Raw genomic sequence first — 25,168 nt, 5'->3', positions numbered from 1 at the left:
GGAGATGAATATTGGTGACCCCCCATGCCAACCAACTTCAGAAACTTAACTACCCCCAAAAGTAAAAAAACGTTATTCTTTCTAAAAAGCTAGCTAGAAAGGATGACGTTTTTTATGAATCTTTCGATGTTGAGAAATACATTCTTCCCCAAAACGAGAAAATGTACATCTCCAGATGAAATGTACATTTCTTTGTTTTGAGGATTCTTCAAAATATTATCTTGATAGCAATGTAGCAATACTCCTAAGAGACCTAAAAAACCTCTAATCGATAAGTTCATGTTATTATTCTTGATATTACTGTTGAGCCGCCTCCGGTAGTTCATCAAAGATTAGTCTTTTAAAAATGTTAATAATTCTTCATTAAATTCTTTTGCATGAGTTGCGTCTAATCCATGAGGACCACCTTTTATAAGAGCGAGTTTGCTACCAGGAATGGAATCATATGTGCGTTTTCCACTTAACTCAAAAGGTACAGTTGCATCAGAGTCACCGTGAATAATAAGAGTAGGTATATTGAACTTTTCCAAGTCTTTTCTAAAATCGGTAATACAATCGAGCGTTCCTTTAGGGGATCCACTAGCTGCAACATGTATTTCTGTATAAATTAATATTAAATAAGATATTATAGAATCTCTTTCTTTTTTCTATCCGTACTCCTGAATTGAGTAAATCTTTTGTTTGGTATTTACAGGTTCGTTGCACGAAACCAAACTCTCTGGCAAGATTTCGTAAGATATTTGGAGATAAAAAGCTTTGAAATTCTTGAGTAAATAGATGGGAGAAAAATGTCGGAAAAAGATAAAATTAATTGGATTATTTTTATTGATTATAAATAAACGTTATCATAAATTGTTTATAAATATCCAAACGAATTTTCTGTTCGTTTGTTTTTTATCCGAAAAAAGAAACCGATAGAGAATGTTAATACCAAAAAAATATGTAACTAGTACAGAAAAGAGGCTTTCAAAACTGACATACTAACAAAATTGAAAACGAAGCATGATTAGTTCTTGAAGAAAAGTTACAACCATATGAGGAACGAGATTACAACTAAAAATAGTCTTAAAAAGGAGACAAAATTATGGAAAAAAGAAAGTATCCAGTAACACCTCAAGATCGAATGAATTATATATTAGGTCTTTATTCGGCAAATCAACAAATTAATGCCGTTCTTTATTTCCCTATAGGTATATCAAAGAAAATACTCGAACAATCAGTAAGGATAACGTTACAATTACAGCCAGTTTTGAACAGTCGTTTTGTAGAAAGTGATATACCTTACTGGGAGGAACATTCATCTAGTATTAACTCAACAATTTGTTTTTTTGCAGAAGGGAATGATCAAGAACTTGAAATGATGACAATAGATTTTATCAAGGAATCTGGAGATCCTATTCAGGGGCCTATGGTTCAAACAAAATTATTACGAGGCACTACAAAAAATATATTAGTTATTAAATTATCCCATCTTTGTTCAGATGGTGCAGGAGTCAAGGAATATATTAATTTGCTGGGAGCAATTTATACTCAACTTTCTCTGGGACAGTCTAAGGATCAAATTATAAAGGGATTTGGTGCAGGAAATGAGGGGTTTCGCGATCAATCATCTGTTTTCAAATATGCTGGAATAACAGACGTAAAAAGTGCGTATCGTCCCAGCCAAGAACAACAAGCAGCGTTATGGTCTTTTCCATCTCAACCGAACAAAAATGCTTATCCACAAATGTCCGTGCGGCGGTTAAGCCATGGGCAAACTCTACGTCTAATCCAATGGACAAAAGCACAACAGGCTACCTTGAATGATGTAATCATGACTGCATACTTCCGAGCTTTATCACATTTCACTGTGTATGCAGAACCTCGCACCGCAGAAAAAATGATCGGAATAACAATTGATTTACGCCGATATCTTCCTAATCATACAACTGGTTCAATTTGCAACTTATCCGGTATGGAAATGCCAGTGATTAAAATGGAAGATGATGACTCATTTATTCAAACCCTAGTTCGAGTTAAAAAATCAATGGATAAAATAAAATCTCAAAATCCAGGTCTTTCTTCAGCGGCAGGAATGGAATTACTGGCAAGTATAAAGCTATCTGAAGTGAAGGAAATGTATAAACAGCAATACGAACAGGCTTTACAGATGAGAATGGCTTTACCGTTACTTACTAATATCGGATCGATAGCAAATGAACCTATTAAGTTTGGTGAAGTTCAGGCTCAGGACGGGTATATGACATCACCTATTATGTATGCACCATTCTTTACAATGGGAGCAAGCTCTTATAATGGAAGACTTACATTTACGATTGGCTATCATTCGCCAGATACAACAAAAGAAAAGGTAGAGCAATTTTTGGAAAGTGTGGTCAGTCAACTATCGCAATTGTAATCGGAGTATCCCCCACGCTCAATAAACTAAATTTATATAAGTATAATCTTACATGAAAATTTTTTTCAAAAGTTCCAGTGTAATTTCGTTATAGATTTGCATTCCAAATAAACCCTATCTGGTTTCAATTTTCACATCCTTCTTCTTTAAATTTGTATTACTAAATAAAGTCGTTTAAAAATAATTGAAGCTAATTTCACCATTGATAATATTTTTGGTATGATCAATGTATAATAAAATTATAACTCATGTAAGAGTCTAAGCGTTATTTGATCAACGATCGCTCAGGCAATGAGTTATACCCCTTGGAAAAGGTACCTTGCAGCAGGGGTACCTTTTCTTTTATTTTTAGTTATAAAATAGTTTAATTAGAAACTATGTAGTTAAAAAGTATGATGATTAAATTGTAATTGAAGTGAAGCATATATCCCATATGAATATTTTAAAATATTAGAAAGAAAATCATTTGAGCGATAGCTGGTATACCGATGATAGTTAAACATTACACCCAATTATAATTATATGTAGAAAGATGGAGTAGTCCAAATGAGCTTCCAGACAAAATTAAAGAGGTTGTAATTGAAGTAATAGGACTTATTATGAAGGAACGTATGATTTTGTGCCAAAAGAATAATATAGATACAAACATAATGTTCTCACCAATTAATTGAATTGCAATACCATGCGTTTTAAGGAACATATTGGTCATCCCTTCATTTTCAATGGGGTTAGATGTTCCGTTGAATGCTGTAAGAGGTATTAGTACAGACAAAAACAACAACATTATAATGTAAATAATAAAAGCACTGAAGAAAGATGTTTTTAGCTGCCGGCAAGTAATTTTTTTAGAAATCAAAAATCTTTGATCCCACATTATGAGTAGAAAAACAAATGAGATAGGAAACGAAAAATATACTGCTTTAATTATGTATTGCAGCAGTATGTCTATATTATTTATATACCTAAGCGAAAATAAAGGGAAAGGCAAATATACTGTAGCAATACAAAATAAGATTAGTAATAGAAGCTGCAGATACGTTTTAGTTTGCACCAAGCAATCTAAGTATGTATTAGCAGCACTAAACGCGTTTAAAGGCCTTTTACATTCCCTAAAAAGAAATTTCATAACACACCTCCATTTTCATTTTGGTAAATACATTTGATTCCAACTCTAACTATCCATTCTTCCCTACTATTACTAAATGTAAGCTCTTAACTGGACATTTCATAAAACTTCACGTACCGAAATTATTAATTATATTTAAAATATAGTTAGTAAGGGATTTTCTATTCCCCCCCAAAAAAAGCACCCCACTGGATGCTTTTTTTGTTCTCTCTATAATTCGCTTAGTAGTCTCTTTTCCATTTCTAAAAGGTTTGCTTGCTGCACCTTATTAATTTCTTCTATTTTATTTTGATCCCCTCCTAAAATCAGCATGGGGTTATGTGTGTTTGAAGTTTTAAAATTAAATACCTATATAGTCACTCTACACCTGCCCTTTAGTTTAAGTGCAATCCTTCACAAATATTAAATTTTGCTTGGGATTCTTATTCCATTAAATGGTCCAATACAAAAGAAAGAGCACAATTCTTATTAGAAAATTGTGCCCAATTGTTGAAAATCAATTAATTCATTTTTTTTTAAAACTTCCCCCTATTAAATTTCAATAAGTATAGGTACAATCATTGGTTTTTTCTTAGTATGTGTATATACATATTGTCGTATTGATTTTTTTATTTGTTTTTTCATTACATTCCATGAGTTTCTATTTGCTTCTTGTAGCTCGTTAACAGTTTTTATAGTAAGTCGATTAACGTCTCTTCGGAGTTCCGAGAAATCTCTATCCACAAATCCACGAGAAATGGTATCGGGGTCAGAAATCAACGTTCCTTCCGCTTTGCTCATAGTTAAAATAATCATGAGCATCCCATCCTCTGAAAGTTGTTTGCGGTCTCGTAACACAATTTCCCCAATATTATCGACATCCTCCCCGTCTATGTAGGTATTCCCCACCGGTATTTTCCGGGTCTGACGGGCAATGGTATGTTCAATATCGACGACATCCCCATTATTGATGATAAACGTGTTTCCTTGCTCTACTCCAACGGATTCCCCTAACAAACGGTGATGGTGCAGCATTCTAAATTCACCGTGAATGGGAATAAAATATTTTGGTTTCATTAATGTAAGCATTAGTTTTAAATCTTCTTGATAACCATGGCCAGAAACATGCATTCCGGATGTACTTCCTGATCCATAAATCACTTTGGCTCCAAGGGCAAATAAGTTGTCTACGATACTCGTGATATTTCGTTCATTCCCGGGTATTGGACCTGCTGCAAAGATAACCGTATCTTCAGGTAAAATGTCGACACCGCGAAAGTTTCCAGTGGACAGGCGAGCAAGAGCAGCCAATGGTTCTCCTTGACTCCCCGTGCATAAAATGGCCACCCTTTCAGGAGCCATTTCATTGATTTCATGTGGGTCAATTAACATTCCATCTGGAACTGTTAAATAACCACGTTCCATAGCAACCGCTATGACATTAACCATACTTCGTCCAAGCAACGCAATTTTTCGATTTGTTTTTTGTGCTGCATTCACGACTTGTTGAACGCGACTAATATTTGAAGCAAAGGTAGAAAGAATAACTTTGCGTTCGGCTTTCATGAAAGCTGCTTCCACATGTTCACCTACTATTTGTTCCGATGGGGTCAAACCAGGACGCTCTGCATTGGTACTCTCAGATAATAGAAGCAAGACCCCTTCTTTGCCGATTGCAGCCATTTTATGAATATCCAAATTCTCATTATTCGCAGGGGTTAAATCGAACTTGAAGTCCCCTGTATGTACAATATTACCCTCTGGTGTGTGAAAGACTATTCCCAAGCAATCAGGAATACTATGGGTCACTTTGAAAAAACTTACCCTTATTTCTCCAATTGTCAAGTTTGAGTTTGAGTTGATTTCAATAAGTTTACTTTCTCTTAGGAGTTTATGTTCTTTTAATTTGATTTCAATTAATCCTAGTGTGAAGCGTGTGGCATAAACGGGTACATTCAATTTTTTTAAGAAGAACGGGATCCCCCCGATATGATCTTCATGTCCATGTGTGACAATTAAAGCCCTGACTTTATCTTTATTTTCTACTAAATAAGCTATATCAGGGATAATCAAATCAATTCCTAATAAACTTTCATCTGGAAACTTATTGCCACAGTCGATAATCACGATATCGTTTGAATATTCAATTGCATACATATTTTTTCCGATTTCATTCAAGCCGCCTAAGGCGAAGATAGATAATACATTCTCTATTGTACTCAAATTTATAACCTCCCATTTTAAATATAATCTTAGTATGCCCTTTAGTTTCCCTTTATCAGTAGGTTGAATGCTCGATATTCCTAGAAAAAAGGGAACTTTAGACTTGTTTTTACCTAAATATACTGACTACAACATTGATGTCTTCGTTTCACACATTGTTATCGAGGTCTTTCCTCCCATGGAGACAGCTGCTATTGAAATCATTCATGGTTTTCGATTCTTAATAAAGATGCAATTCTTTTTTAAGAAATGCGCCTGATAATGGAAGATCGTTATGCAGAAGTCATGCGGCACTTACATTGTAGAATAGCCCTCTAAAACAGAAGAAGCTCTCCTCATACTAATTGCATAGCTTAGGGTGAGAACAAATCCTTCTAAATCATATCTGCGTGCATTGGAAAAATCGTTGTCTTCACCTTTAACACTGAATCCACATCTCATCAGAACCTTAAGGAATACTTCAAATTATTAGCTTGATGGACATGGGACGCCCCCCTAATATGCTTGGATTAAAATCATTGCAAACAGCTAAAAAGGTGATTGCAAGAATAGAAGTTATGCATATAATCAAAAAAGGACAAACTCTCCAAGATGAAAAGTTTGTCCAAAACCATGATTTCTTTGGTTCAACAATATAAAATTCAGTTCCGCTAGGAATCTTTCGTTCTTTTTTCATATCTCACTATTTTTGCATCAGAACTAACAATAGTGAATTAGAATAATGACTTAATACTTGCTAGGACAGTAAGGATACCTATAATAATGACAAATACATTGCTCATTTTCCCTCTATATTTAGCTAGTACAGGCACTTTACGAATTGCATACATTGGTAATAAACATAAGATAGCAGCAACTAACGGACCGCTAAGAGCATCAATAAGTCCAAGAATACTTGGATTTGCATAAGCAACATACCAGCATGTTAATACGACAAAAGTAAGGATCATAGTCTTAACTGTTTTTTCTCCTATATCTTTCCCGCGTGTTTTACTGGACTTGATAATCATGTCACGCATTACCTCATATGCTCCTATATAATGGCCAAGGAAGGACTTTGTTATGGCCGTAAAAGCAATAATAGGAGCTGCAATAGTGATTACAGGCGAATTAAGCTCATTTGCAAGATATGATAGGATTGACAAGTTCTGTTCTTTTGCCATCATAAGATCATTTGGAGTCAAACTTAAGGTACTGCTCCAAACAAAGAACATAACAACAGCGAATGTCATGATATAACAAACTTTTTGTATTTGAGCACATTTGGCATCAGTAGCTTCTATTCCATACGTAGCTCTCTGTTTCATAACAAATGACGAAATCATAGGCGAATGGTTAAACGAGAATACGATGATTGGCAGTATCATCCATATTGTTCCTAAATATCCTGTTCCTGTTGAAGCAGTAGAAACACTTGAAAAACTAAGCATTGACGTATTCCATTGTGGAATCAAAGATATTGCTATAAAAAGTAGAGAAACTATGAAAGGATATACTAGCATGCTCATTATCTTTACAGTGATATCTTGACCAAAATTTAGTATAGCAATAAGACCGAGTACTAATACAAGCGATAAAACGGCCCTTGGAGGCTCCGGCATGTGCAATTGATGCACGATAAAACTACTTGCAGTATTTGTAAGTGCAACCGAATACATCAGCACGATCGTATAAATTGAGACGAAATATACTATGTTAAAAATGATACTTGCCTTATTTCCGAAATACTCTCTTATTGTACCTGTAATCCCCTCATCAGCAGAATTAGAAGCGTATATCATTTTAGCAAGCGCCCTATGTGAGTAATACATAACAGGATATGCAAGTATGGTAATTAACAGTAATGATAATAAACCACCTGAACCTGCATTAATAGGTAAGAAGAGTACTCCTGCTCCAATTGCTGTTCCAAAAAGGCTCAATGCCCAGGTAGTATCCTGTTTATGCCACTTTTTAGGGTCTGGATATTTCTCATTTTTTACTGCAGTATTTTCAGCTTGAAATTCTATTTTTTTTGCAGTATTCCCATTCATATAATAATTCCTCCTTGTGTCCTATTCTTACGTCTCTTTTTAAGGTTTAGGAATATAGATCGTTCTTGAAGAATGAATTGCTTACAAAGTGCGCCATATCGTGTGTCCTTCTTCTAAGTTGATCAAAATCGAAAAATTCGCTAGTCATCAACCTGATGGGTTTATTAGCGCTTACAAAACATTTTAATTATATAGTAGTGCATTTTAGTGATAATGAATCTCAATATACAGACATCCTTAGGAGAACAATAGAAAATAGAATTGTTAACTATTTCACAATATTTCCGATAACTGTTTATTGATTTGATTGTTTCTCTCCAAAGATTTTATTTTTTATAGCAATCCCTGTAGGTGTGGCCGCAATTCCGCCTAAACCTGTCTCCCTTAATTCGCGAGGCATCTGTCTTCCAACCCTATACATCGCTTCAATAACTTCGTCAGCATTGATGATATTGTTTACGCCGGCTAATGCGATGTCCGCTGCTGCTAAAGCATTTGCCGTTCCAATGGCGTTTCTCTTTACACAAGGAATTTCTACCAAACCAGCGACCGGATCACAAACTAAACCGAGTAAATTTTGTAATGCGGTTGAGAAAGCTTCAGAAGATTGCTGTGGCGTTCCTCCTGCAGCTTCTACCGCTGCTGCAGCCGCCATTGCTGAGGCACTGCCTACTTCAGCTTGACATCCTCCGTACGCTCCTGAAATACAAGCATTATTTGCGACTATCGTTCCAAATAACGCTGAAGTGAATAGAAAATGGATCATATCTTCATGACTTAATTGCAACGTATCTTTAATACTAAATAGGACTCCCGGGATCGTCCCACTCGCACCTGCTGTTGGAGTTGCACAAATAGCCCCTAATGCAGCATTTACTTCATTAACACCGATAGCACTTTGAATCCCTAACACCATCAAATCTCCAGAAAGAGTTTTCCTATTTTCTCGATAGTTTTTAATTTTAACAGCATCACCTCCGGTTAAACCGGTTGGAGAAAATACCCCGTCGCCCTCGATACTTTTATTTATGGCATTTTCCATAGTCGCTAAATTTCTTTCCATTTTACTCCAAACTTCTTCATAAGACGTTTTAGTTTGTTCGATTTCCTGTTCTATTGCTAATTCATAGATTGGCTTTTGGCTTTTATTAGCTGCATCCACAATTTCTTTTATGGTCATATACATATTTTTTCACTCCTTAATGTAACTAAAGAATAATGAGATTAGCTATATTGCTTAAATTTCCTAATTCCTTCTGAATATTACCAGGCAATAGCGAATCCAAAGCGAATGCATATAAATATTTTCCGTTTTCTTCTAAACTATGAAAGTTGTTAATTTCAACATCATATTGTTTAAAAATCCTGCGTAAGACAAATTCAAAGTCAGCTCTTTCGGAAATCGCAATAATAACTGGCAATGGCCCCTGCAGATCTAAGCTAAATCTGTCAATTTCAACATGTTTGACTTCAATTAATCCACCGCCGATCGAAATACCCATTGTTCTAATACTTCGGCTTTCATCCTCTAAATATACATCTGCCGTATTTGGATGACCAGCAGGACTATCACCCGCTTTTTCAATAAAGGTAATGTCAATTCCTTTAGATTCTGCTATTTTAATAGCATCTGGCACTTTGCTGTCATCGGCAGCAAATCCTAATATCCCAGCAATAATTGCAAAATCAGTTCCGTGTCCTTTATGGGTTTCAGCAAATGATTCATAATACCTTACCACGACTTTTTTTGGAAGACCTTGAAATAATTTGTTGGCAACTGTTCCAATAGCCAAAGCACCTGCAGTATGTGAACTTGAAGGACCTATCATTACCGGCCCAATCACATCAAAACAACTTTTGTATTTAACAACCTTTTTTTCTTTAATAGAAGCTACATTCATGTTCATATAAGCACCCCCATAATTTATTATTTTTTATTGCAGTTGAATCTGAGATATTTGAACGACCAATTCAAAATAAGATCAAGTTGACAACGCTTTCATATTTCGTGTTAATAAATTTCCCTTCTGATCACACACCTTTCTTAGAGTAATCATATCAGTATGTCCAATTTTAGAAGGTTACTTGCAAGGTCTTTAGAATTTTTGCATCAAAACTAGGTTTGATATTTTCGCTAGAGGTAATAGATTATCTCTCGACGCCCTCATTATAACTTGTATATTTATGAGTCTAATATTTTTTTATTTTCAGAAAGATTGAATAAACAGAATCTTGAATGGGTAATAAATTACACTTGGCATGTAGCAATTGTGTCCATTGTTTGAAGCTGTATTAGTTAGTAGAAAAGCAAAAATAACACAGAGTTCCTTTCATTAACACATTGATTATATTGGAAAATTATTATAAAGATACTTATACTTTCCTTTGTTGAAACATCTTATTTTAGACGTGAAAGCTGTTGCAATAAATGATTAATGTAGATGGAAAGGAATAAATTAATGAAATATAATATCTTCTTCGGATATTAATAATACATTTTGCATTTATATACAATTTCAGAAAAAAGGAACTTCTTTTCGGGGTAGAACCATATCTCTATCAAGCTAAGAATTTTGACCTTCCCTAATAAAAACCTAATATCTTCATGAAGTTCTTGAAAATTTCAAATCTAACTGTACCTTTGAAATAAAGTGGTTCTGGTGCAAAGATTGAATTTATTTGAAAGAGCTATATAGATTTCTAATGGAATCTATTCTTATGCAGCCATTCCGAATAGTTGATGAATAAACTTCATTTCATTTTGGACAGACTTGTCCCGTAAAATAAGTTGGCCTTTTTTAATGATATGCATCGCTTCTATTCCTGAAAGAATAGATTTAGCTGTACGAAAAGATTTCAATCCTAACATTGAACGAACTCTCTTTTTAATAAAACGATGATTTTGCTCTACAATGTTATTAAGGTATTTTACCTGCCTTATTTGGATGCCTACAGGCATCTTTTTCTCTTTCTTCAACTCTTCAATCGCTATAGGATAGGCCGGGTTTTTATCTACTGTAATCACACGGGGCTTTGAAACATGAAAAGACTGCAAAGCTTTCTTGAAAAAACGCTTTGCAGCCCTATGATCTCTTGTTTTGCTTAAATGAAAATCAATTGTATTTCCTTTTGAATCAACAGCACGATATAGGTACATCCATTGACCTTTGACTTTCACATACGTCTCATCGACTCGCCAAGAATCATTGGTTGACTTAAGATGACGTCGTACTCGCTTATCTAATTCGGGACCATATTGATGAACCCATCGCATGATAGTTGTATGAGCAAGGGATAGCCCGCGTTCTTCCATCATTTCGACTAAATCACGAAAACTGAGGTTGTACCGTAGGTACCATCTTACCGTTAACAAAATAATATCAAGCTGATAATGCTTCCATTTGAATACATTTTCCTTTTCCATACCAATCACGGACCCTTCTTAAAGTAATAGTAACAGTATGTCCAAGATTTATAGATTCATTGCAATTGTCCTTGAGTTTTTGCACCAGAACCCTATTTTATAGGGTGTTCCTTTCCATTTTGGATGTTTAACAAGATTAATAGATAAGGAGTCAGGATATTGAATAAATACACAGCAAACAATGTTTTACCGCAGAATGAATATTGGGACTTAATCACCTCTACTCTTTCCTCTTATGAGGTAAAAGAGATATTGAGCGATGGAAAGGTTGAAACATATAAGACCGAAGATGATTACTTTCTGGTCAATGATGTTTGGGAACGTCATACCATTGGTCAAATCCCTAACTTTGCAGAACAATATGAGAAGTATAAAAGTACAGGCAATAAAATGATATTTTCTTCCGAAAATCCGTCAGTATCCTTGGAACTTAAATTTGTATTTTTCCAGAAACTTTTTAATGATGGATGGAGTCTCTCCTCTACATTTGCTGGTTATAGTTCTGGACTGAATCGATTGAATGAATATCTAAACGAAAGACACCCTAGACTCCCTTCCCTTTTGGAGTTAGACATTGATAAAGAGGAAAAACAGTGGATATGGTAGTTAACAAATAAGGGATTAAAAACAACTCAAAAGAATTCAACCTTTATAGGTAATGGCGTAAAAATCACAGAAAGCAAATCAGCATATGCAGGATTCTTGCGAATCATTTATAATTACCTATCAAAAGAAGCAGATACCCGTGAAGAATGGGAAAAAGATAGATGGGATGTCAGGGTATTAAATAAGAAATATGGCATCGATTATAATCGTTCGGCAGCCCTTTATTATTTAGACTTTACAGGTATACAAAATACGATATTTAAACAGGAACTTAAAAAATATATAAAAGGAAGGTTGTTAGGTGGAAGAAAATTTACTTGGGGCACAGCTCGTGAGCTCAGACGCTATATTACATTATTTTTTTATTTTATCGATGAAATAGAATCTGATTGGAATGATTTAAAAAGTCTCACTAGAGAGCATATCGAGAAATATTTAGAATTTCTTAATCAATATGCAAAAAATAATTTAAAACAGGTAAATGCAAATCCCAAAAGATACGTATGTAAGAACATTGGGAATGTTAATACTTTTTTAAAAGATATTCAGCGCCATGGATATAGTATCGCACCAGAAAAACCAGTAACAAAGCTGATCTATCCCGGGGATTTCCCTAACCTCCCTAAGAAATCGAAAGACGATATTGAATACGTACCAGACTTTGTATTGGAGCAACTTTTCAAGCATATTAATGATCTCCATCCAGATGTTCAACCAGTCGTTTGGGTGATGTATGAAACAGGATTGCGTATCAGTGATGCCTTGGAATTAACTCAAGATTGCCTATGGGTTTTAAATGGTCAAAGTTCTGTTAAGGCAGACATAAAAAAGACCTATGTGATAAATCATAAAATACCCATTAAAGATGAACTGGCAAATCTACTTGCCGTATTAATTCATCAATCGAAAGAACGCAGCAACGATGGCAAAAATCCAGATAAATTCATCTTTGTTCGATACAAAGGTTCCCGTAAGGGAAATCCATATAGTCGGAGCTTGGTTCAGGACAAAATGAACGAATTAGCGTACAAAAAGAAAATTGTTGATGAGATGGGGAATATTTTTCATTTTAAAAATCACGCATTTAGACATATGATATACGCGTATTTGTTATATTTCTGTCCTCTCAAAAGAGAACGTATTAAGGGTTTATGTTGTTATAAGGGTTTCCATCTGGATAACTTCTAGTATGTGATTTTACATAAGTAGCGTCATTTCTGCATTATCACAACTCATGAATAGTAAATATAGAATATCTTCACACAAAAAAACTAGAGAAAAGTTCTCTAGTTTTTTTCTACTACTGTGTAAGTAGTAGGACAAGTTAATATATATGTTACCAAGATTTTACATATTATGCAATGCTTTTTTAAAAAGAAAAATAGAGGAAGTAAACTCACTCTATTTTTCAATGCAATATAAACTCAATAAATAACAGAACGATTAACATTAACTTAGTTAGTAGATAATACACCTACTTCATTTTTAATTATGTTAAACTCACGGCCAACCTTCTCGAAAATATTTAGTATTTCATCAATTTGCTCATCTGTGTGCGTAGCCATAAATGATGTGCGAAGTAATTCGCTTCCTTCCGGTACTGCTGGAGAAATAACTGGATTTGTAAATAAACCGTTTTGCATTAAGCCCTGCCAAAATGAAAATGCTTTTGTAGTATCACCTATAATGATCGGTATAATTGGTGTTTCTGTTTCACCTATGTTGAAACCTAATCTTGTTAATTCACCACACACTTTTTGGGTAGTTTGAGACAATCTATCGCGTCTTTCTGGCTCACTTTCTATGATATCCAATGCTCTTATTGTGGCAGCTACACTTGAAGGAGTCATACTCGCGCTAAAAATCATGCTTCTTCCCTGGTGCTGAATGTAATCAATAACATCGGCATCACCAGCAACAAATCCTCCTAAACTACCAAATGATTTACTAAACGTACCAGTAATCAGGTCAATATCAGACTCGACATCAAAATGCTCACATGTACCACGGCCATTTTTTCCAAGAACCCCAATTCCATGTGCATCATCAACTAACACTCGTGCACCATATTTCTTTTTCAATTCTACTATTTCCTTGAGTTTTGCTAAATCGCCTTCCATACTGAAAACACCGTCAACGATAATTAGTTTCCCTACGTTTTCCGGGCAACTTTTAAGTTGTTTTTCAAGGTCTTCCATATCATTATGGCGGAAACGTTTCATTTTTCCGTATCCTAGACGTATACCATCTACAATAGAAGCGTGAACTGTTCGGTCAATAATTGCGATATCATGTCGTCCTAATAGAGGGGAAATCGCACCTAAATTTGTCTGAAATCCTGTTGAAAATACCAATGCTCTATCTTTATGTAAAAACCTTGCTAACCGTTCCTCTAGTTCTTCATGAATGGATAAAGTTCCGTTTAAAAACCTTGAACCAGATGAAGAAGTTCCAAACTTTGCGGCTGCTTCCGCAGAAGCTTCTATTAAACGTGCATCGTTAGATAGACCTAAATAATCATTAGAACCGACCATCAACATTTTATTTGAATCCACAACTATCTCTGTTCCGAATTTATTTTGTATCTTTTTGAAATAAGGATACATATTATTTTCTCGTAATCCCTTAACAAAATCCCAATCATAACACTTTTTAAATATGTCCATTGTTTTCCTCCAAATATCCCTGATATCATTTATTTTATAATTGCTAATTCCAATTTCCTTAAGCACAATAAAAACTAAGTTATAAGGCTATTATTCTATAAAAAATTTTTATGTTCGGTCTTTTTTGTTTCGCTCTTCAAAAATCTTAATGCAATGCTGTAACATACCAAAATGGCACTTAGAATATAAAGAGCTGTTGATACATTAAACATATCTGCAAAAAAGCCACCGAATATTGGACCAATCATCATTCCGACAGAGTACGCAACATTGAAAACGGCAAATGCAGTAGCATATGCTCCCCCTCCTAAGCGATCAACAGAATTCGCTAGTTCTGGAAGTGTAGGTGTCAAAACCAAACCAGCCGCTGCCCCTAAAAAGAACAATATAACTCCTTCTAATACCAATGAATTTGGAATCGTTACTAAAGGTAAGAATGCAGCCAGAATGATTAAACCAATCATCATAATAGAAAAAGTCCCACTTTTATCTGATAACCAACCGGCAATTGGACTTGCCAATCCATATGCAAGAGTTGTAATCCCGAACAGAAAACCTATATGTACAGTATTTGCTCCTAGATGTTCCATAAGATAAATAGGCAATGTTGGCTCTAGAATGCTTATTGCGGATGACCCAAGTAAAACAACTCCAAAGATTTTTAACACTTCAAAGTCCTTAAATATTTTCAGGATGTCTACACTACTTGCTTCTTTATCTTTCGGTGGATCTTCTAATAAAAACATCCTTGCTAAACCATCTAATAACGCAATACCGGCTGCAAGTAGAAAAGGTAGTTGATATCCTCCCCATTCATATAACAATCCACCAACAGGCGCCCCTAGAAGTGTTCCAGCTGACATGAAAGTAATAACGGTCCCTAAAGCCTTACCTCTTTTATTTGCTGGGTATAGGTCGGTAATAAGGGCTAAGCCAGCGGTCCATGTGGCAGCGGCGGCAATCCCCTGTAATAGCCTTGCTAGAATTAATATGTACATATTACTTGCGAAAGCAAACATTAAAGTGCTTGCTATTAGTACTACCATTCCCCAAAGCATTGAGCCACGTCTTCCGAACTTGTCAGATACTACACCTAAAATCGGGGTAAAAACTATAAAAGTAAAAGCATAGCAACTTATTAAAATCCCAACAGTAGTCTGAGAAGCTCCAAATTTCGTAACATATAAAGGGACGATAGGAACCACTAAACTATATAGCAACATATCGATAAATACGGCCATAGAAATTACAAGTAATCCAGTTAGCGGATTTTTTTTCAGACTTTGAAATCTTGTCACTCAGTATTATCCTCCTTACCGTTTAGATTCTGGAAATAATTGACGATTTTAACTCGTCTGAAAATTATGATATGACAATATGGTATCGTCTGTCAAATACTTCTAATTAATTTATCTAAAAATTAGGATATGACTCCATGTCATTTTGTGCTAAATAATTCTAATTAGTTGCCACTTTCTATTAACATCTTTGTAAATTTTGCAGTCTTATTCTGAGAAACTCCGCTTAATTTTATTTATATAATTTGTATATCATGTACATAAAATCTAACTTGACGAAATTTTCTCTCAGTGATAGCATGAATTCTGGGTTTGCAAATTCCGTTTTTTTACAAATAACATCTCATTAGGTCACTCTAGTATTGTTGGTAGGTAGCCGTTTTAATCACTAATTAACTATTTACGGAGGGAAATTCATGTTAAACAAAGTCAAATTAGCAGCACGAGTTGCATGGTTTAAAGTTTCGAATCAATATGCAGATAGCTCCAAAGATTACGATAAAGCTAGTGATGATTATGATTCTTTCTTTTCTAGTACAATGGGAATACATTCACTAGGTTTACTAAATAAAATGAATATACAACCTGGACAACACGTATTAGAACTAGCTTGTGGAACTGGTTTTATTACTGCGGAGGTAGCCAATCGTCTAAATGGTGAAGGCACTATTTCAACTGTCGATCAATCTGCTGGTATGCTAGACGTTGCACGGAATAAAATATCTAAATATTCTGGATTGAAATTCAATATGCACCAAGGAGATATGGTGGAATTTTTAAAACAAATCCCTAGCTCAAGCATTGATACGGTGGTGTGCGGTTGGGCTATTTGCTATACAAATCCAGCTATTTTTCTCAAAGAGGTCCATCGTGTTCTAAAATCTAATGGCCAAGTTGGAATAATAGAAACAAGATGTGATTCAGAAGAAATTCTTATGAAAGCATTTGAACGGGTTCTTAGTAATGACCCTACATATTTAAAACGTTACATCAGTATTAACTTGCCACCGAATTCTCTTACCCTACAAAAATGGTTTAATAAAGGGAATTTAAATACAATTGATCGCTGGGAAGGGGAACAAATCCTGCCTTGTAAAGATGCAGAAGATGCGATGGAATGGGTTTTTCGTTCTGGTGCCGCAGCTGGCTTCTTAGATGTACTCGATAGAGATAGAGAAGAAGAAATATTACATAAAATTAAAGAACAAATAAATCTATTTATTCAACAGGGCAATGAATTTAAATTAAGCCATACATTTGTTGCTGGGGTGGCATCTAAAGGTAGTAGTATATGAAAGGCGGAAGACGAGTAAATGGGCAATGAGAAACTCCATTATATAAACAACTTAAAAGCATTTCTTACTGTTTTAGTTGTCTTATTTCATACGAGTAGTGCCTACGGGGGAGCTGGAGGATGGTATTATATAGAACCGTCAGATGATACCATTTCCACATCTGTCCTTACTCTAATAAACGCTCTATGCCAAAGCTTTTTTATGGGCCTTTTCTTTTTTATCGCAGCATATTTTTCACCTAGGTCTTTTGACGACAAAGGCTTTTTCAATTTTTTGAGAGATAGAGTTCCTAAACTACTTATCCCTGCTTTTGTTTATTTCTTTGTTTTAAACCCCTTGAGTATCAACCTTGTAAAGAAACAAAGTTATCTCTCGTCATTAGGCTTTTATAATTTATGGTTTGTTATGGCGTTATTCTACTTTACTGTAATGTATGCCATTATAAGAAAAACTACGGCAATAAAAATACCACAGATTAGTTTCCCAAGCATAAAGAAAATATTCGTCTTTATTATATTTATGGGTATCTGTAACTTTGTTGTTCGATTACTGTTTCCAACTGATCGACTATACATACATGACTTCACACTTGGATATTTCCCTCAGTACATCGTATTATTTATAATCGGAATCATTACATACAGAAATAATTGGCTGAATCAAATAAACGAAAGAGCTGCTTCCATCTATTTTAGAATTTCAATAGTTTCTTTCTTAACAATGCCTATTGTATTCTTTTTAGATGGGGATCGCATAAATTACTTTTTCGGCGGAGTTACTATGGAATCGCTATATTATTCTTTTTGGGAACCATTTACTTTTGTAGGCATAATTTTAAAACTATTAGTTCTGTTCAAGAAGAAATTAAACTACACGACTCCCCTTCTTAGTAAAATTAGTCGTTCTAGTTATTCTATATATATAATTCAGGGCCCTATTATTGTTGGTTTGCAACTTATGTTTAGTTCATTTGAATTGAATGTTATTTTAAAAACAATATTAGTAACAATATTAACCTTTGTTTTATCACTAGGAATAAGCATGTTATTGCTTCGGATTCCTAGAATAAACAAAATAATATAATTCATATCCTAGATAAGGCACACTTTATACTAAATTTGTATAGGAGGAACGAATGAAATATTTAAAACCGTTTTTCTTCGTAACTGATATTGGGTTTATTATTTATTGGCTAGTTACTATTTTCCACCTTATACCGGAGAGTTGGGCGTTTAAGGATTATGATAATCCAATCATCGTGGCATGGAATTGGTCGTTTTTCCCTCTGGATATATTAATCTCTATTACCGGCCTTACCAGCATATACCTATATAACAAAAAACGTTCTTCTTGGAGTTCCCTTGCTTTAATATCGTTGATTTTAACATTTTGTTCTGGTTTACAAGCCATTGCATTTTGGGCTTATAACAATGATTTTGATATTACTTGGTGGGTATTTAACGGATATTTACTTATCTATCCATTGTTCTTCATTAAAACCGTTGTTGCCCCAAAAGATGATGATAATTTTGTATACTCATCAAGAAGTCGCAAAATATAGCATCTAAAATTCACTTAAAAAAAGGAGGCGCAGCTTAACATTATATAAGGGTATAGGAATAGAGGATAATTGGTCTATTAAAGAGGCTGGTTATCCTCTTTTTATATACATACTATTCTTAAAATATAAGGGTTGATTAATAAGTCTAAAATAAATATTATGAATATTACAAAAACAATATTTGTTTGTGTGTAGGAGGATGTAACCTCGGTCCGAGGTAGGACCTTATAGAATCAAACATACCAATTAACACTATGAGTTAAGCACCTTCTATAACATATCAACAGGAGATGATTGATGAATGGAGATAGAAGTTTTAAAAGTACCAATGGATAACAATAGGATTATCTACATTTTGTTAGATACTAATAGAAAGCCAATTGAAGTGGTAGCAAAGTATATGAAATATCTCTATAACAGTAAAAGAGCACCTAATACTTTAAAGGATTCTGGTGCAAAAATAAAATATAGGAGAATAAAGCACATATATTACTAACGGAATCGTATCTTATGCTGCAAGTCCAAACAATTGATGGATGAATTCTTTCTGATTTTGGACAGACTGGTCCCGTAAATCAAGCTGCTCTTTTTTAATCATATGCATGGCTTCTACTCCAGAAAGAATGGATGTAGCTGTGTCAAAACATTTGAACCCTAGCATAGAACGGATTCGCTTCTTTATAAAGCGATGATCTTGTTCTATTATGTTATTCAAGTACTTTTGTTGTCTAAGTTGCATACCATCAGGTATGCTTTTTTCTTTTTTCAACTGTTCAATTACTATAGGATAAGCCGGGTTCTTATCGACTGTTATAACACGTGGCTTTGAAACATGAAAAGACCGCAAAGCTTTCTTGAAAAAGCGCTTTGCAGCCTTCTAGTCTCTTGTTTTGTTTAAGAAAAAATCAATTGTGTTTCCTTTCGAATCAACAGCACGATACAGATACATCCATTGACCTTTTACTTTGATATATGTTTCATCGACTCTCCAAGAGTCATTTGTTTGTTTGAGGTGACGGCGGATTCGTTTGTCCAATTCAGGACCATACTGATGAACCCAACGCATAATCGTTGTATGAGAAATGGATAAACCCCGTTCTTCTAGCATTTCCACCAAATCACGAAAACTGAGGTTGTACCGTAGGTACCATCTTACCGTTAACAAAATAATATCAGGCTGATAATGCTTCCATTTGAATACATTTTCCTTTTCCATACCAATCACGCACCCTTTTTAAAGTAATAGTAACAGTATGTCCAAGATTTATAGATTCATTGCAATTGTCCTTAAGTTTTTGCACCAGAACCCTTATTAGATTATCAATTATATTTCTTCCGATTCCTGTTTTTTTTACAAGCCATTCTTGCTCTATTCTGTGTTTATTTAAAAACTTGCCAAACGTTATTTTCTTTTTAAATTCCATTAAAATATTCACTCCTTATTCATGTAATTATGTGTCGTATACAAAAAAATGACTCCTACTGATAAACGGGAAAAACCTCGTTTATCAGTAGGAGTCATTAGCTAATGGATTAGCAGTTATGGCGAACTCCATCGCCTATTATGGAAAAGTAAACTTAATTAAGTTATTTTATTCAAATGTTGTTGGCCCAAATCTAATTAGTTTTCATAATATATCTTTTGTTTCCGCTGGAACGGATAGGTTTTAATCTCATCTGTATCTAAATTTTCATGAAATAAATGAATGGCTGTAATTTGTCTACAATTATAGGTATGGTAATAATATGTACCGGACTCCATACACATTGCGCTTGTATAAATGGTATTGTCTAATGTACCTTCTTCCGTTATCACTCCACCTTTTGGAACCTCACAATTTGATAAGATATGAAAAATGGCCGATACGCCCTCTTCTTCGTTATCTATATCTTGAATGTTTTGTTTGCCATATGCTGCTCGCACAAACCTTGATGGTGGGGTGAAATCCCCAGGGAGCCCCATCGAACCTGACCCTTGTCCAAAAGCACTTAATGGTAAATCAGCCCATTGTGTTGGTGCAAACGGCTGCGATTTAAGACCGATATATTGTCTTAAATTTTGTAAATGCCAGTTAAATTCAGGACTATTGGTCATTACCCCTATCGGATTGTAATACATTTTTAGCCCTTCTGTTGTCGGCTCTAGTACAATACATTCTCCCCATTTATCCGCTAAAATCCAATGCAGCGGTGGAGTACCTCCTAAAACAGGTAATGGTACATCCAAAAAAAAAATACTATCAACAGAGTTTTTTAACTCTTCAACAGAATTGAATTGTGTGAGACTCCAAGCCACAAAATCAAATGGAGCTAAATTCGTTTTATTTTTATCTATACTTTCACTATACGTAGCGAATCCGGGGAAATAGAGTGTTGCACAAGTCATACCTGATTCGTTCACTCCGTCCGCCATAATGACTCTTCCTTGATGATTAATCCCCATTCCGACAACAGCTTTTTTCGCCCGGATGGTTTCACCAGTTATATTGTTCCATTGGTAACGTCGAGGAATGATTATTACTTCTTGATTAAAATCTAATGTAAAATCCATCGTTCTCGCAAAAAGGTGCTGATAGTTTTTTGTCTGTAATGTCAAACTAGTACACATAAAGAATCCCCCATTATATAGTTTTAATTACAATTTACAAAATTCTGATAAATATGTAAATTAAAAACCCCTTTATTTACCATGAGAAGGCTCATATTGTATCTTCAAAAGAAAATGTAAAATCTTACAATGAATCAGGAAAACGAATGCTGCTTTTATTATCAATACCTTTAACAGTATTAGTGCAACCAATATGTTCGGTGCAGATGTTGCTGATCAAAATCAAGTAGTAATTATTTAAAGGCACACCATTAGCCCACTTGTCTTCCTCGAATAACCAGCTTTCTTGTTTCGACTTCAGATATATTAGTGTATTTTCCTTAACCTGTGATAATTTATTCTTATTTTTTGTTAATATATATTTTTTAGCATGCTTCTGTAAATTACTATTTACCTAATACTTAAAAGGTTGATTATCATTTATTCTAGCTCTTTCACTTTTAACATCTTTGAGAAATTTTTATTACGAAACCTAATATATTTTGTTATTTATGAAACGGTATTTTCATATACAAAAATACTCCTAATCAAGTCATATCAATGGCTAAGACTATAAACCTCATTTACTTATGATACGGTTCACTGAAACTAACGTTAAACTGTATTACTTCTTCTTCGTACATCTATCTCTTTTTTAATGAATTATCCGAAAGAATTCACCTTCCTCTTACCTCCTAGCTTCGCTTCACCCCAGCCAATACGCTCACACCCATAAACAAATATATCTGCCTTATAAAAAAATTGTCTATACATGAAGCGGATAAGCTTCATGTACAGACAATTTTACATATTAATGCTTTAGGAAGTTATAAAATAAAGAGGTGACTTTTAAATGTATAATGAGTCATTATATTATCCTTATATAAATTATGATCAATACTTCGATCGTCAATTCCCTGGTCTTCAAATTCCTGGTTTTCCAGGTGGATCAGGTTTTCCGAGTGGACCTGGTTTTCCAGGTGGACCTGGTTTTCCGGGTGGACCTGGTTTTCCAGGAGAACAAAGTTCACAAGCCCCAACATCTCCTCCCCCATCATTTATTCCTCAACAATCAACAGCTTCACCATTTGCTGTTGATCCAGGAGCAATTTCATTCTGTTTATTTCGAAACACCTATATATGGCTTACAAATGGTGAACAGTTTTGGTATTATCCGATTTTTGTAGGACCTAGATCTGTTACTGGTTTTAGATGGAATGGTAGGTTTTGGATGATTTTTGGAATTGATACAAGAAGGATTAGTTCATTTACATGTTTTTAAAAATTATAGAGTAATGTTAAAAGTTTAATTATATAAATAAAAGAGGTATTAGAATGAAAAATTTTCAATCAGTTGAGGGTACAATAACTATGATTAACGATTTTGCAACAGGATCAAATGAAGAAATGGGATGTAATAAGTTAATATCCGTAAATAATGGTTATGGAACTCTAATAAATTTTGTAGTGAAACCAAATACTTATTTTATTGACTACGCAACAGTAGTAATAGGAGATAAAGTAAGTGGATTTTACGATGCTAATGCTCCTGTTCCTCTCATTTTCCCACCACAATTTCAAGCAATTGTTATGGCTAAATATAAACCACATCAAAATGTAAAAGTAGACTATTTTAATGAACAGTTGGAGAGTGGTGATGGAAAATTAAAATTAAATATTTCTCCTTCTACTCAAATTTTATTAACAAACGGTCAATTTTTTACAGGGAATCTTGTAAATCGAAATTTAATAGCTATTTATGGTCTTACAACAATGAGTATACCAGCTCAAACTACACCATATAAAATTATTGTTTTGTGTTAAAAGGATCACAGACCGATGCTCATCAAGTTAATAAAAAGAAACACCCCAGTAGTAAAGATGAGATTTCACTTTTAGAAATTGTCTTAGTGTATAAAATTCGGACTTATCTTAACCTCAATGTGAGAACTATTAGATTATTAATGGTTCTCACATTGCTTACATGCATTCAACGAAAGTTTAGTTTCTTCTTCTTCTTCAGACTCAAGCGTATAAACACGCTTTTACAAAGTACTGCTTAAACTATTCTCAAATTCTTTTCCATTTCAACAAAAAGTGTAATACTCCAGAAAATTCCCTTTCATTCGGAGTAAACGTACTTAAAGTTTTAAATCTAGCCTTTTCATATATATGAACGGCTTTTGAGCTTTCACATTCCGGATCAATTAATAAAGCAGTCAGCCGATCACCGAGAAACTTTTAGAATGCTATAAGTGTTAAATATGATAAGCCTGTCCCTTAGAACTTTTATTACCTCTTAAAAAATCAACTATCAATGTAAACCCCTTCGGTTTCATATAATTCATACGGTGTTCCGATGTATCCGGTTCTGGTGCAAAGTTTCTCAAGAGATAAACATTTAGACAGTACATTTACAGCAGATATCACTTTACAATTTTTTTTCGAATTGCCATTACAGCTGCTTGTGTACGATCTGTTACATCTAGTTTTTGAAGAATATTGTGGATATGAGTTTTGACTGTCCCTTCGGAAACATAAAGGATTTTAGCTATTTCATGGTTTTGTTTTCCATAAGCTAATAATTGTAAAACATCAATCTCCCGCTTAGTTAGAGTTTCCGTATATTCAAGTTCTTCGCCAGCTAAATTATAATCATTATTATCGTGTTTTATAAATTGTGTAAAAGCTTGATTTGCTGTCGTGCTATTATAAATCATTGCCCCTCTATTCATAGATCGAATACTATCTAGCATTTCCTCCGTTTCAGTATCTTTTAATATATAACCCACTGCACCAGCTCGAATACCATCTAAGACATATTGTTGTACATCAAATGTTGTTAATAGGACAACCTTTGTATTTGGTAATATACTCATAATGTTTTTAGTAGCCATAATGCCTGATAAGTCAGGCATTTGAATGTCCATAATTACCATATCTGGTGCAGTTTCTAAAGCCACTTTAATTGCTTCCTTACCGTCTTTACATTCCCCAACTATCTCCATGTCATCTTGCATTTCAATAATATAGCACAGGCCTTTTCGAACAAATGGTTCATCATCAGCTAGCACAATACGAATCTTTTCTGTCATACTTCTCCTCCATTTTTCTGAATTGGAATAGTGGCTTCAACTCGAAGTCCTTTTGGTTCATTTAGAAAAAAGGAACAATTACCTCCAACTGATTTACAGCGTTTTATCATACCATTGAGTCCAAAGCCATATTTTAATGGCTTATCCCCTGTATATATACCATTATCATCAATTGTGAGTTTTACTACTCCGTCTATTTCTGTTACGTTTACAATAACAGAATCTGCATTAGAATGTCGTAAGACATTAGTTAAAGACTCTTGTAGAATGCGATACAGAGTTGTACTTTCCTCCATCGTCCACTCTGTTATATTTCCAGCTTGAATGAACTCAATTTGTAATAAAGAATTCGCTTGAACCTGTGAAATCAATCCTTTTAATGAAGTAAGCCCGAGATCTTTTTCATCACTTGTCCATTCCTTAACAGCGACGCGGATTTCTTCCATTCCTTTTCGTGCCACCTTTAAAAGTTCTTCAACATGATCTTGGGCAGCAGCAGGATTTTTCCTTAAGATAATCTTAAGAACCTGTAATTGAATAATAAGTGAAGTCATTTGATGTCCAAGTCCATCATGAATCTCTCTTGCTAATTTTGTTCTTTCTGTAAAAGCTGCATATCGCATAGAAAATACCGTTGTTTCTTGTAGTTCAGCATGTGCTTCGTCCAATTCTTTTAGTTGTTTTTGATTTTTTTGATATGCATCTTTTAGCTTGGATGTACTTCGGATCGAGACATAGAGGCCGATAATAATTAATGTTTCTTGATAAGGAAACGTATTCGCATGTATAAATAGAATAATAACTATCCCCGTTATAGCAGCTAAAATTGTCGTTACTCGTGTCCACTTTGGTTCTGCAGCGGCAAGAAAAACTATGA

General features: G+C 34.4%; 20 protein-coding genes, 5 pseudogenes and 1 riboswitch. Of the genes and pseudogenes, 11 read left to right on the top strand and 14 right to left on the bottom strand.

The genetic code is table 11. The features are described 5' to 3' along the window. Positions 1-332: 332 nt before the first annotated feature. Positions 333-590, bottom strand: a pseudogene (locus ACFWDE_RS24380) (alpha/beta fold hydrolase); the annotation flags it as partial. A 494-nt stretch (positions 591-1,084) separates the two neighbouring features. On the opposite strand from ACFWDE_RS24380, the gene ACFWDE_RS24375 reads away from it, so the two are divergent. After that, a complete protein-coding gene (locus tag ACFWDE_RS24375; RefSeq protein WP_377895242.1) occupies positions 1,085-2,398 on the top strand; it encodes a condensation domain-containing protein in 1,314 nt (437 codons plus the stop codon). 364 nt (positions 2,399-2,762) lie between these two features. Here ACFWDE_RS24375 and ACFWDE_RS24370 read toward each other — a convergent pair. Beyond that, positions 2,763-3,524, bottom strand: a pseudogene (locus ACFWDE_RS24370) (hypothetical protein). A gap of 531 nt (positions 3,525-4,055) precedes the next feature. Further along, positions 4,056-5,726, bottom strand: coding sequence for a ribonuclease J (locus tag ACFWDE_RS24365; protein WP_377895240.1), 1,671 nt, complete (start codon positions 5,724-5,726; stop codon positions 4,056-4,058). 488 nt (positions 5,727-6,214) lie between these two features. On the opposite strand from ACFWDE_RS24365, the pseudogene ACFWDE_RS24360 reads away from it, so the two are divergent. After that, a pseudogene (locus ACFWDE_RS24360) lies at positions 6,215-6,364 on the top strand (IS6 family transposase); the annotation flags it as partial. A 75-nt stretch (positions 6,365-6,439) separates the two neighbouring features. On the opposite strand, the gene ACFWDE_RS24355 reads toward ACFWDE_RS24360, so the two are convergent. The 4 genes from ACFWDE_RS24355 to ACFWDE_RS24340 form a co-directional block, all read right to left on the bottom strand. Beyond that, a complete protein-coding gene (locus ACFWDE_RS24355; protein ID WP_377895238.1) occupies positions 6,440-7,759 on the bottom strand; it encodes an aromatic amino acid transport family protein in 1,320 nt (439 codons plus the stop codon). Between the two features lie 295 nt (positions 7,760-8,054). Further along, the gene (gene sdaAA, locus ACFWDE_RS24350; RefSeq protein WP_377895236.1) at positions 8,055-8,945 is read right to left on the bottom strand and encodes an L-serine ammonia-lyase, iron-sulfur-dependent, subunit alpha; all 891 of its coding nucleotides are present in this window, start codon (positions 8,943-8,945) and stop codon (positions 8,055-8,057) included. A 22-nt stretch (positions 8,946-8,967) separates the two neighbouring features. Further along, positions 8,968-9,666 (bottom strand): serine dehydratase beta chain, encoded by a 699-nt coding sequence (locus ACFWDE_RS24345; RefSeq protein WP_377895234.1) that lies wholly within the window; start codon positions 9,664-9,666, stop codon positions 8,968-8,970. Positions 9,667-10,475: 809 nt separating this feature from the next. Beyond that, entirely contained in the window at positions 10,476-11,183 is a 708-nt protein-coding gene (locus tag ACFWDE_RS24340; RefSeq protein ID WP_377895232.1) for an IS6 family transposase, read from the bottom strand. A gap of 159 nt (positions 11,184-11,342) precedes the next feature. On the opposite strand from ACFWDE_RS24340, the gene ACFWDE_RS24335 reads away from it, so the two are divergent. Both ACFWDE_RS24335 and ACFWDE_RS24330 read left to right on the top strand, forming a co-directional pair. Further along, the gene (locus ACFWDE_RS24335) at positions 11,343-11,789 is read left to right on the top strand and encodes a transposase (protein WP_377895230.1); all 447 of its coding nucleotides are present in this window, start codon (positions 11,343-11,345) and stop codon (positions 11,787-11,789) included. Between the two features lie 96 nt (positions 11,790-11,885). After that, positions 11,886-12,977: a tyrosine-type recombinase/integrase gene (locus ACFWDE_RS24330; protein WP_377895229.1), complete on the top strand. Its 1,092-nt coding sequence runs from the start codon at positions 11,886-11,888 to the stop codon at positions 12,975-12,977. Between the two features lie 266 nt (positions 12,978-13,243). Here ACFWDE_RS24330 and ACFWDE_RS24325 read toward each other — a convergent pair whose 3' ends face one another. Continuing rightward, positions 13,244-14,455, bottom strand: a complete 1,212-nt coding sequence (locus tag ACFWDE_RS24325) for an aminotransferase class I/II-fold pyridoxal phosphate-dependent enzyme (protein ID WP_377895228.1) — start codon at positions 14,453-14,455, stop codon at positions 13,244-13,246. A 95-nt stretch (positions 14,456-14,550) separates the two neighbouring features. Beyond that, complete coding sequence (locus ACFWDE_RS24320) at positions 14,551-15,753, bottom strand: MFS transporter (RefSeq protein WP_377895226.1); 1,203 nt, start codon at positions 15,751-15,753, stop codon at positions 14,551-14,553. 416 nt (positions 15,754-16,169) lie between these two features. Between ACFWDE_RS24320 and ACFWDE_RS24315 the strand changes: the two genes are divergently transcribed. The 4 genes from ACFWDE_RS24315 (at position 16,170) to ACFWDE_RS24300 (ending at position 19,105) form a co-directional block, all read left to right on the top strand. After that, the gene (locus tag ACFWDE_RS24315) at positions 16,170-17,048 is read left to right on the top strand and encodes a class I SAM-dependent methyltransferase (protein ID WP_076539111.1); all 879 of its coding nucleotides are present in this window, start codon (positions 16,170-16,172) and stop codon (positions 17,046-17,048) included. A gap of 18 nt (positions 17,049-17,066) precedes the next feature. Further along, complete coding sequence (locus ACFWDE_RS24310) at positions 17,067-18,131, top strand: acyltransferase family protein (protein WP_377895225.1); 1,065 nt, start codon at positions 17,067-17,069, stop codon at positions 18,129-18,131. Between the two features lie 52 nt (positions 18,132-18,183). Further along, on the top strand, positions 18,184-18,609 hold the full coding sequence (locus ACFWDE_RS24305) for a YvaD family protein (RefSeq protein ID WP_076539114.1): 426 nt from the start codon (positions 18,184-18,186) through the stop codon (positions 18,607-18,609). Positions 18,610-18,910: 301 nt separating this feature from the next. Continuing rightward, positions 18,911-19,105 carry a hypothetical protein gene (locus ACFWDE_RS24300; protein ID WP_377895223.1) on the top strand — a complete coding sequence of 65 codons (195 nt, stop codon included), beginning with the start codon at positions 18,911-18,913 and terminating at the stop codon, positions 19,103-19,105. A gap of 12 nt (positions 19,106-19,117) precedes the next feature. Here the strand turns inward: ACFWDE_RS24300 and ACFWDE_RS24295 are convergent. From ACFWDE_RS24295 to ACFWDE_RS24285, 3 genes and pseudogenes are all read right to left on the bottom strand, one after another. Next, positions 19,118-19,825: pseudogene (locus ACFWDE_RS24295) on the bottom strand (IS6 family transposase). Continuing rightward, positions 19,782-20,033 carry a hypothetical protein gene (locus ACFWDE_RS24290; protein ID WP_377895221.1) on the bottom strand — a complete coding sequence of 84 codons (252 nt, stop codon included), beginning with the start codon at positions 20,031-20,033 and terminating at the stop codon, positions 19,782-19,784. Before ACFWDE_RS24290 ends, ACFWDE_RS24295 begins: the two are co-directional and overlap by 44 nt. An 81-nt stretch (positions 20,034-20,114) precedes the next feature. Then, a riboswitch (Fluoride riboswitch) is annotated at positions 20,115-20,178 on the bottom strand. Positions 20,179-20,230: 52 nt separating this feature from the next. Continuing rightward, positions 20,231-21,217, bottom strand: a complete 987-nt coding sequence (locus tag ACFWDE_RS24285; RefSeq protein WP_377895219.1) for a choloylglycine hydrolase family protein — start codon at positions 21,215-21,217, stop codon at positions 20,231-20,233. Between the two features lie 98 nt (positions 21,218-21,315). Between ACFWDE_RS24285 and ACFWDE_RS24280 the strand changes: the two are divergent. From ACFWDE_RS24280 to ACFWDE_RS24270, 3 genes and pseudogenes are all read left to right on the top strand, one after another. Beyond that, positions 21,316-21,458, top strand: a pseudogene (locus tag ACFWDE_RS24280) (spore germination protein); the annotation flags it as partial. A 591-nt stretch (positions 21,459-22,049) separates the two neighbouring features. Continuing rightward, the gene (locus tag ACFWDE_RS24275) at positions 22,050-22,478 is read left to right on the top strand and encodes a hypothetical protein (RefSeq protein ID WP_002169394.1); all 429 of its coding nucleotides are present in this window, start codon (positions 22,050-22,052) and stop codon (positions 22,476-22,478) included. A gap of 53 nt (positions 22,479-22,531) precedes the next feature. Then, positions 22,532-23,020, top strand: coding sequence for a hypothetical protein (locus ACFWDE_RS24270; RefSeq protein ID WP_002169395.1), 489 nt, complete (start codon positions 22,532-22,534; stop codon positions 23,018-23,020). A gap of 602 nt (positions 23,021-23,622) precedes the next feature. Here ACFWDE_RS24270 and ACFWDE_RS24265 read toward each other — a convergent pair. Both ACFWDE_RS24265 and ACFWDE_RS24260 read right to left on the bottom strand, forming a co-directional pair. Next, positions 23,623-24,291 (bottom strand): response regulator, encoded by a 669-nt coding sequence (locus ACFWDE_RS24265; protein ID WP_377895217.1) that lies wholly within the window; start codon positions 24,289-24,291, stop codon positions 23,623-23,625. After that, a partial coding sequence (locus tag ACFWDE_RS24260) for a sensor histidine kinase (RefSeq protein ID WP_377895215.1) occupies positions 24,288-25,168 on the bottom strand: 881 nt, incomplete at its 5' end. The genes ACFWDE_RS24260 and ACFWDE_RS24265, both read right to left, overlap by 4 nt.

The organism is Bacillus sp. NPDC060175, from assembly GCF_042728695.1.
GTDB lineage: Bacteria > Bacillota > Bacilli > Bacillales > Bacillaceae_G > Bacillus_A.
This window is presented reverse-complemented; position numbering and strand designations above follow the sequence as displayed.